Origin of the sequence: Nocardia amamiensis (genome assembly GCF_015477605.1) — a bacterium.
Taxonomy (GTDB): domain Bacteria; phylum Actinomycetota; class Actinomycetes; order Mycobacteriales; family Mycobacteriaceae; genus Nocardia; species Nocardia amamiensis_A.
This window is the reverse complement of record NZ_JADLQX010000073.1, coordinates 1-7,132: the sequence shown is the minus strand read 5'-3', so window position 1 is coordinate 7,132 and position 7,132 is coordinate 1. Positions and strand designations below refer to the sequence as shown.

Sequence of the window (7,132 nt, the reverse complement as noted above, 5' to 3'; positions counted from 1 at the left end):
TATCCGCCACACCGGATTGACCAGCAACCCGATCATGCGTCACCATCACCACACGGCCCGCGACCAGACAACACGGTCCCATACCCGTGGCAAACCGGTGGTCCCATCACCCTGGCAAGCGACAGTATGCCGCCGGCACCAGATCCTGACCCGGCACTCGACTTATCGCCGACGGCTCATCAATCCTGCACCGAGGACGCCGACATCGATGACTAATGACCTGCCACAATGCCGCATGCCCAATTCCGCGCAGAACCCGGTGATCACCGTCGTAAGCGGTCCCCCGGGATCGGGTAAGTCCGTCCTCGCCCGCGCCTGGCCTTGCGCGTCGGCATCCATGCGATCATCCGCGACGAAATCAAACAGGGCATCGTCGAAAGCACCGCGCCCACGCACGAGGGCGACTACGACGACCACAACACCCCCGTCCTGCACACCTTCTTCGACGTGCTGACACCGAGTTCGGCCAGGACTTCGCTGTCGTGCGACGCGCCGAGCACCGGCGCCAGTGCCCGGGCAACGGTGATACCAGGGTCGCGGGCGAGTTTGACGCACCGTCGTGCGCACATCGGCTTCGGCGTCATGGGCCAGCGTCAGGAGTATTCCGAGGTCTTCGGGGCGGCCCAGTTCGGAGGCCAGCCATACCGCGCCGATGCGTTGCTCGTCAGTGCTGGCGAGTAGTTGCCCCAGCGCGGTGGCAGCCGCGGCCGGCTGCAGGACTCCTAGGTGCGCGGCGAGGCGAAGCGCGGCCGCCCCGGCATTGCCCTGCCCGGGCAGGTCCCAGTCGCGAGGTGGACCGGTGGGGATCGTTACGGCGATCTCGGCGAGCCTGGTGCGGACATCGGGGGCGATGACGGATGGGTTGAGGGCGCCGAGTAGCTGTAGGGCACTGAATTTGTCGCCGGGTTGCACCAGCGGTTCGGACAGCAACTCCAGCAATGGTTCCCATTGGGCGAGGCTGGGATGCCAATTGTTCAGCAGCGCCGGTCTTCTGGGCATCACCGGGCTGTCGCCGTAGCCGGCTGCTCGGGCGTTGGTGAGGATGCCGGTCACGTGGTGGGCCGCGTCCGCGATTCAGTGCCGCGGCGACATCGGCGGGGAGCGTGGCGACATCGGGGACGGCGGCCAGCAGTGGCCATCGCCGTGCCCGCAGGCCATCGGCCACCTGGCCCGGGCTGCGGGGACCTCGCTGTAGGTCACCGCGAGCAACGCCGCACTCAGCCGATCTCGATGATGACCTGCCGTTTGGAAAGCCTGCTCATGCAGTGAGTCCAAGTCCGAACGGCGCCGCGCGCGGCGGATGGTGAGCGGGCAGGGGTGCCGGCACGACCACCCTGGCCAACACGACACCCGGTTCACTGTCTCCGGGCAGGTGTCTGCGAATGTCGTCGAGTCGACCTATTCCGGCAACCTGACGTCTTCGGGGGATATGTCGTTGCGCAGGCCTCGCCAGCTAGGGTGTCGAAGGCCTGCGCCTGTGTATTCCCGGTATTCGATGGTGGCGACGAGTTCGGCGCGGACCCACCGCGCAGCGCGGAGCTCACGCCGCTGAGGTGCGGATTCGAAAGGGCTGACGCCGACGGCCAAGGTGTCGAGCCGCTGCCGGAGTTGACGGCGAGCGGCGGCGGTGAACCCAGTACCGACATTGCCGAGATACACCCAGCCGGTGGGCGCCCGCGCAGCCAAGACCAGCGAACCAAAAGACGCTGCAGTCATTCCAGCTCCCGGCGTCCAGCCCGCCACCACGGCCTCGGTCGTCTTCCGCAGAGCGGTTTTGATGATCCATTCACTGCCCGACAGGGGTGTCGAAACTCGTTGTGTGAGTGTAGATGACCGTGCGACATCTGGGGTCGCTTGGGTAGGCGGGTGGCTCGGTGGGAAAGCGCGACGTAGGGTCGGGGCGCCGATCCGGATTAGGTCCGACGCCGGCCCTCGCTGTGTCTGCCGTGGACTATCGTGAGCGCGGTCTCCTCAGCGTGCCGCTGGGGTTGTTGGGCTAGTTGACGTGCTAGCTGTTGGGCGTCGCGGCCGACGCCGCGCAGTGAGTTCGATGAGGGGGTGCGCTGCCATTCCAGGCCGAGGTAGCCCAGGCCGGGGTGGGTGATGGACAGCCCGTGCCGATGGCGGGGCAGGCCGGTGTCGGTGAGTGCGCCGAGACCTGCGAGGTAGGGCAGGTCTGGCCGGTAGCCAGTAGCCAGGATGACCGTGTCTGCGGCGGTGTGTGAGCCGTCCGGCCAGACGGCTGTGTCGCCGTCGAGTCGCATGAACATCGGTCGGGACGGGGGTTTTCGGCGGTGAGGGCGGCGCGGTAGCGGCCGGTGTCCAGGACGGGTTGGATGGGTGGGTTGGTGACGAAGCGGCCGAGTGGGAGGGCGTCGAAGCCGGTGATCCGGAACCAGAAGTGCAGGTCTTTGCCCAGTGGTCGTTGTGGCACGAATTTCACCGGGGTTCGGGTGGCGAGGGTGACGGTGGCGTGGTCGGCGAGTTCCGCGGCGATCTGAACGGCGGTGGTTCCGGCGCCGACCACGATCACGTTCTGTCCGGTGTATTCCAGTGGTGAGCGGTATCGGCTAGCGTGCAGCAGCTTCCCGGTGAAGCTGTCCTGGCCGGGCAGTGTGGGAATATGCGGTGTGCCGAAGCCGCCGGTGGCGGCGATCAGTCGGGGTGCGGTGAACGTGGTTGCGGTGTCGGTGCGGGCGGTGAAGGCGTCGCCGTCGTGATCGACGGCCTCGACGCGGTGGCCGGTGCGGGTATCGGCGTCGAGGGTCGCGGCGTAGTGGCGTAGGTAGTCGATGACTTCGTCGCGATGCGGGTAGTGGTCGGGGTCGCCGGGGAATGCGATGCCTGGCAGGGCGCTGTATTGGGCGGGTGAGAACAGGGTGAGGCTGTCGTAGTAGTGCGGCCAGGATCCGACGGGTTCGGGTCCGGCTTCGAGCACGACAGGGGTGAGGCCGTGGTCGAGGAGTGCTCGGGCGGCGGCGAGTCCGGATTGACCGGCGCCGATGACGATGGCGTCGAACATGAGGTTGTTCTTTCCGTGAGGATTGCAGTGGAGTTGGGTGCGCGGGGGTGCCCGGCTCGGCGTCGGGCTGTCCGGGCGGACCCGCGGATCGCGTGTCAGGTGCGCAGGAAGCGTTCGAGGGATTGGGCGAGTAGCTGCTGGTCGACGTGGTGGCCTTGGCCGTGCAGCACGTCGCGGGTGAGGTGTGGCATGACGGCGGCGAGCTGGTCGGCGGCTTGCAGCAGGTAGGGGGCGCTGGTGGTGCCGACGATGAGCTTCGTCGGCGCGGTCACCTCCGCATACTGCTCCACCGTCGGTTCCAGCCCAGCGAGGACCCGCATGGTTGGAACGAGGGTTGGGGCGTGGGCGACTTTCGCCAGCCACAGCGGGTCCTCCCGCAGGGCGGCGAGCTCCGTAGGTGAGAACCCTCCACCGGTTACGGAGGCGTTGAGGAGTAGTTGTTCGTAGTTGCCTGCCGCCAGCGCGGTTTCCAGCGCCGCCAGGTCTGGGATGGGGTAGGTGATGGGTAGGGGCGGTTCGTAGAGAGCCAGGCGGGGGATGCAGTCGGCAGCGGCGAGGGCGGTTTCCAGGGCCAGTACCGCGCCGTAGGAGTATCCGAACAGTGCGGTGATCGGTCCGACGGCGTCGATGACGGCGAGGACGTCTTCGACTTCGCGGGCGATGTGCGGTGGTGATTGGCCCCATTCGCTGGTGCCGTGGCCGCGGCAGTTCATGGTGACGACCTGGAAGTCGTCGGCGAGGTGCTGGGCGAGGGGTTGCAGGCTCAGCGCGCTGCCGAGTCCGCCGTGGATACCGAGGATCCTCGGGCCGGATCCTCGGGCGAGGTAGCTGATGATGGTGCCGTCCGTCGAGGGCACGTACCCGCCGTGCACCAGCGCCTGGCTGGTGTGGGTGTCGTCGGTGCTGGCCTCGGCCATGGATGGTGTTCTCTCGGTCGTGGTTTGGGGATGGTCGCGGTCGATAGGAGGGCGGCCGTGGCGGCGAGGGTGGCCAGGAGCAGGAAGGTGGTGGCGTATCCGTCGAGGGCCGACGCCAGTGCGGTGGCGGCGAACGGCGCGAGTGCCATGGTGATGGTGAGCGGTGCGGATAGCAGGCCGGTGAGGTGCCCGTAGTGGCCTGTGCCCCAGCGGTCGGTGACGGCGGTGGCTTGCAGAAGGGTGAACACCCCGCGTGCCATGCCGGCGGCGATCGCGGCGGCGACCAACGCCCACGCGGTGGTGAAGATGCCGAGCAGGGCGGTGGTGGCGGCGATGGCCAGCAGGATCACCAGGGTGCGGGTGCGCAGGCTGGTGCGGGCGGCGAACGCCGCGTAGCCGAGGCGGCTGGCGACCTGCCCGGCACCGCCTAACCCGAGCGCGACCGCCGCCAGGCCGGTGTCGAGGCCGCGTTCGGTCAGCAGCGGCACGAGTGTGACCACCACAGCGAAGGAGGCGAACCCGCTGAGACTCAACGCGACCGCCAGTGTCACGAACGAGCGGCTGCGCGCGATCGGGCCAGGATCGGTGAGATGCGCGTGCTCGGGTTCGGTGGGCGGGCGTGGCGGCCACGGCAGCCGCAGCCCGAACCAATGTCCCGGCACGGTCACCACCGCGAGGATCACCGCGAGCACCAGATAGGTTGCCCGCCAATCCAGATGCGCCACCAGCGCCGCGGTCAAAGGCGCGAACACCGTCGACGCCAACCCCGCAGCCAAGGTGAGGACGGTCAGAGCGCGGACGCGGTTGGGGCCGTGCCAGCGGGTGAGCGCGGCGAAGGCGGGTGGATACAGCACCGCGCCCATCGCGATCCCGGCCACCAGCCAGCCGGTGAAGAACCATGTCGGGTTCGGCGCGGTCGCCACCACGATCAATGCGGGGATCGCGAGCACCGAGCCAGCGGTCATCACCCCGCGTGGGCCGTGGCGGTCGATCCAGCGCCCGACCGGGATCCCGGTCAGCGCGGAGACGAGTTGTCCGGCGGAGAACGCGGCGGTGAGGGCGGTGGGCGACCAGCCGGTGTCGGTGGTGATGTGCCCGAGCAGCACGGGGAAGGCGTAGAACAGGATTCCCCAGCTGGTGATCTCGGTGACGCACAGCACCACCAGCACCCGCCGCAACCCCGCCACGGCGGGCGCCGGTGGCGCCGTTAGAGTCTGTCCCACTGCGGTCAGCGGGCCGACGACACGGTCAGTGGCAACTCCTGCAGCGTAGTCGGCGCTGTCAGCGTCAGCGACTGTGCAGCGGCAGGTGCGCCGCAGCAGCCGCCACCCTCGGTGGCTTCTTCGGCGGGAGTAGCGTCGTCGAAGACGCCTGCGCCGCCGCATACACCGGTGTCGGGCAACACCAACTCGACGCGTTCGGCGGCTTCGTGGTCACCGGCCAGCACACTAGGGCCTGTGTCGAAGTGAGTTGAGGGGTGGCACCGCTGTGCGGTGCCACCCCTCAACTGTTTGTTTGAAAGGGGTTGTCCGCGTTGGCAGATGGGCGAGGTCTCCGGTAGGTGGTTTAACGACCAAGAAAAACCGGAGACCTGACCGGAGACTTCCCAATGGAGTTGTCAAGCCGGTCAGGCTGCCGCTGTGTTGGGTGGTGTCGGTTGGTAGAGCCGGTTGTCGCGGATGAGTGCCCAGACGACATTGACGCGTCGTCGGGCGAGGGCGATGACGGCCTGGTTGTGGCGCTTGCCTTCGAGGCGTTTTCGGTCGTAGAACCGTCTGGATTCCGGACAGCAGGTGATGCTGATCATGGCTGACATGTAGAAGACGCGGTTGAGACCGCGGTGGTAGCGGCGAGGCCGGTGCAGATTTCCGCGGATCCGGCCGGAATCCCAGGGAGCGGGCGCCAGACCAGCAAGCGCGGCCAAGCGGTCCGGGGTGGCGAAGCAGGACATGTCGCCGCCGGTGACCGCGAGGAATTCCGCGCCGAGCAAGTGGCCGAACCCCGGCAGGCTGGTGATCACCTCGGCGAGCCCATGTTGATTGAACCGGCTCTCGATGAGCCTGTCGGTCTTCTTGATCTGGTCGTTGAGGGCCATCACCTCCCGAGCTAGCTCGGCGATCACAGTGGCGGTGAGCGCCTCGCCCGGCAGGCTGACGTGCTGCTGGTGTGCGGCGGCGACAGCCGACGCGGCGATCGTGTCGTGGTTGCGGACTTTCCTTGCGCGCAACCAGCGTTCGAGTCGGACTGCGCCGATTCGGCGTAGCGCGGCCGGGTCTGGTAGCCGGTCAGCAGCGTCAGTTGCCCTGTGCGTGTCAGGTCCGCGAGAACACGATCGAGCGCGGGAAAGACTCCCAGCAGCAGACCTCGCAGGCGATTGATGACACGGGTGCGGTCAGCGACCAGGTCCTTGCGTCGAGCGGTCAGCAGTTTCAATTCCACGGTGACCTCGTCACCAGGACACAGCGGGCGCAGATCGCGACGCATCCGCGCTTGGTCGGCGATGATCGCGGCGTCTCGCGAGTCGGTCTTGCCTTCTCCGCGATAGCCGCCGGCCGCGCGGTTGAGAGTGCGGCCGGGCAGGTAGAGCAACCGCTGGTCGTGGGCCAGGAGCAGGCTGATCAGCAACGCCGCACCGCCGTCGGGCACGTCCACCGCCCAGGTGACCTGGTCACCGAGGCGGGCGACATCGTGCATCAGACTCGAGAGCTCGGCCTCGTCGTTGGAGACCCGCCGCGACAACAGTCGCTCTCCGTCGGAGTCGATGACCACGCAATGGTGATGATTCTTTCCGACATCGACGCCAGCCCAGACCTGGGCCATGAACACCTCCGGTCGCTCGATACACATTCGCCCTACGAACGACCACGCCGGCGTTGTCCTACACAGCGATTCGCTCGCACATCCCAATTGGCGGCCGGGGTCGTCGCGGGAAACCGGGCGGCCAAGTCTCCGGAGCCATGTTCGGCGACCTCGTGAAAGCCACACCCGGTTTCCCAGGGCCTGCAAGACCTTACGACTGGCTTGCTCGACCCGGAACTGAAGGTAGGACCTCGTGACCACCCTGGCCGGGCGGATCTGACCGATGCCCAGTGGGCGCGGTTGGAGCCGTTGCTGCCTCGGGGCAAGAAGGCGGGACGCCCGCCGAAGTGGACGAAACGGCAGCTCATCGATGGGATCCGGTGGCGGACTCGGG

The 7,132-nt window shown here is 67.7% G+C and carries 6 protein-coding genes and 2 pseudogenes; 1 reads left to right on the top strand and 7 read right to left on the bottom strand.

Going from position 1 to position 7,132, the window contains the following annotated elements; genetic code table 11:
• Positions 1-162: 162 nt before the first annotated feature.
• The 7 genes and pseudogenes from IU459_RS36090 to IU459_RS36060 form a co-directional block, all read right to left on the bottom strand.
• Positions 163-1,053, bottom strand: a complete 891-nt coding sequence (locus tag IU459_RS36090; RefSeq protein WP_195134076.1) for a hypothetical protein — start codon at positions 1,051-1,053, stop codon at positions 163-165.
• A 345-nt stretch (positions 1,054-1,398) separates the two neighbouring features.
• Complete coding sequence (locus IU459_RS36085; RefSeq protein WP_195134075.1) at positions 1,399-1,716, bottom strand: hypothetical protein; 318 nt, start codon at positions 1,714-1,716, stop codon at positions 1,399-1,401.
• 292 nt (positions 1,717-2,008) lie between these two features.
• On the bottom strand, positions 2,009-3,022 hold the full coding sequence (locus IU459_RS36080) for a flavin-containing monooxygenase (RefSeq protein ID WP_228838999.1): 1,014 nt from the start codon (positions 3,020-3,022) through the stop codon (positions 2,009-2,011).
• Between the two features lie 95 nt (positions 3,023-3,117).
• Positions 3,118-3,879 (bottom strand): alpha/beta fold hydrolase, encoded by a 762-nt coding sequence (locus IU459_RS36075; protein WP_195134079.1) that lies wholly within the window; start codon positions 3,877-3,879, stop codon positions 3,118-3,120.
• Positions 3,786-5,162, bottom strand: a complete 1,377-nt coding sequence (locus tag IU459_RS36070) for an MFS transporter (protein WP_324199161.1) — start codon at positions 5,160-5,162, stop codon at positions 3,786-3,788. The genes IU459_RS36075 and IU459_RS36070 overlap by 94 nt, the downstream gene beginning before the upstream one ends.
• Before the next feature lie 5 nt (positions 5,163-5,167).
• Positions 5,168-5,383, bottom strand: a pseudogene (locus IU459_RS36065) (hypothetical protein); the annotation flags it as partial.
• A gap of 183 nt (positions 5,384-5,566) precedes the next feature.
• Positions 5,567-6,759, bottom strand: a pseudogene (locus IU459_RS36060) (IS110 family transposase).
• Between the two features lie 201 nt (positions 6,760-6,960).
• On the opposite strand from IU459_RS36060, the gene IU459_RS39495 reads away from it, so the two are divergent.
• On the top strand, positions 6,961-7,132 hold a 172-nt coding region (locus IU459_RS39495), incomplete at its 3' end, for a transposase (protein ID WP_267469940.1).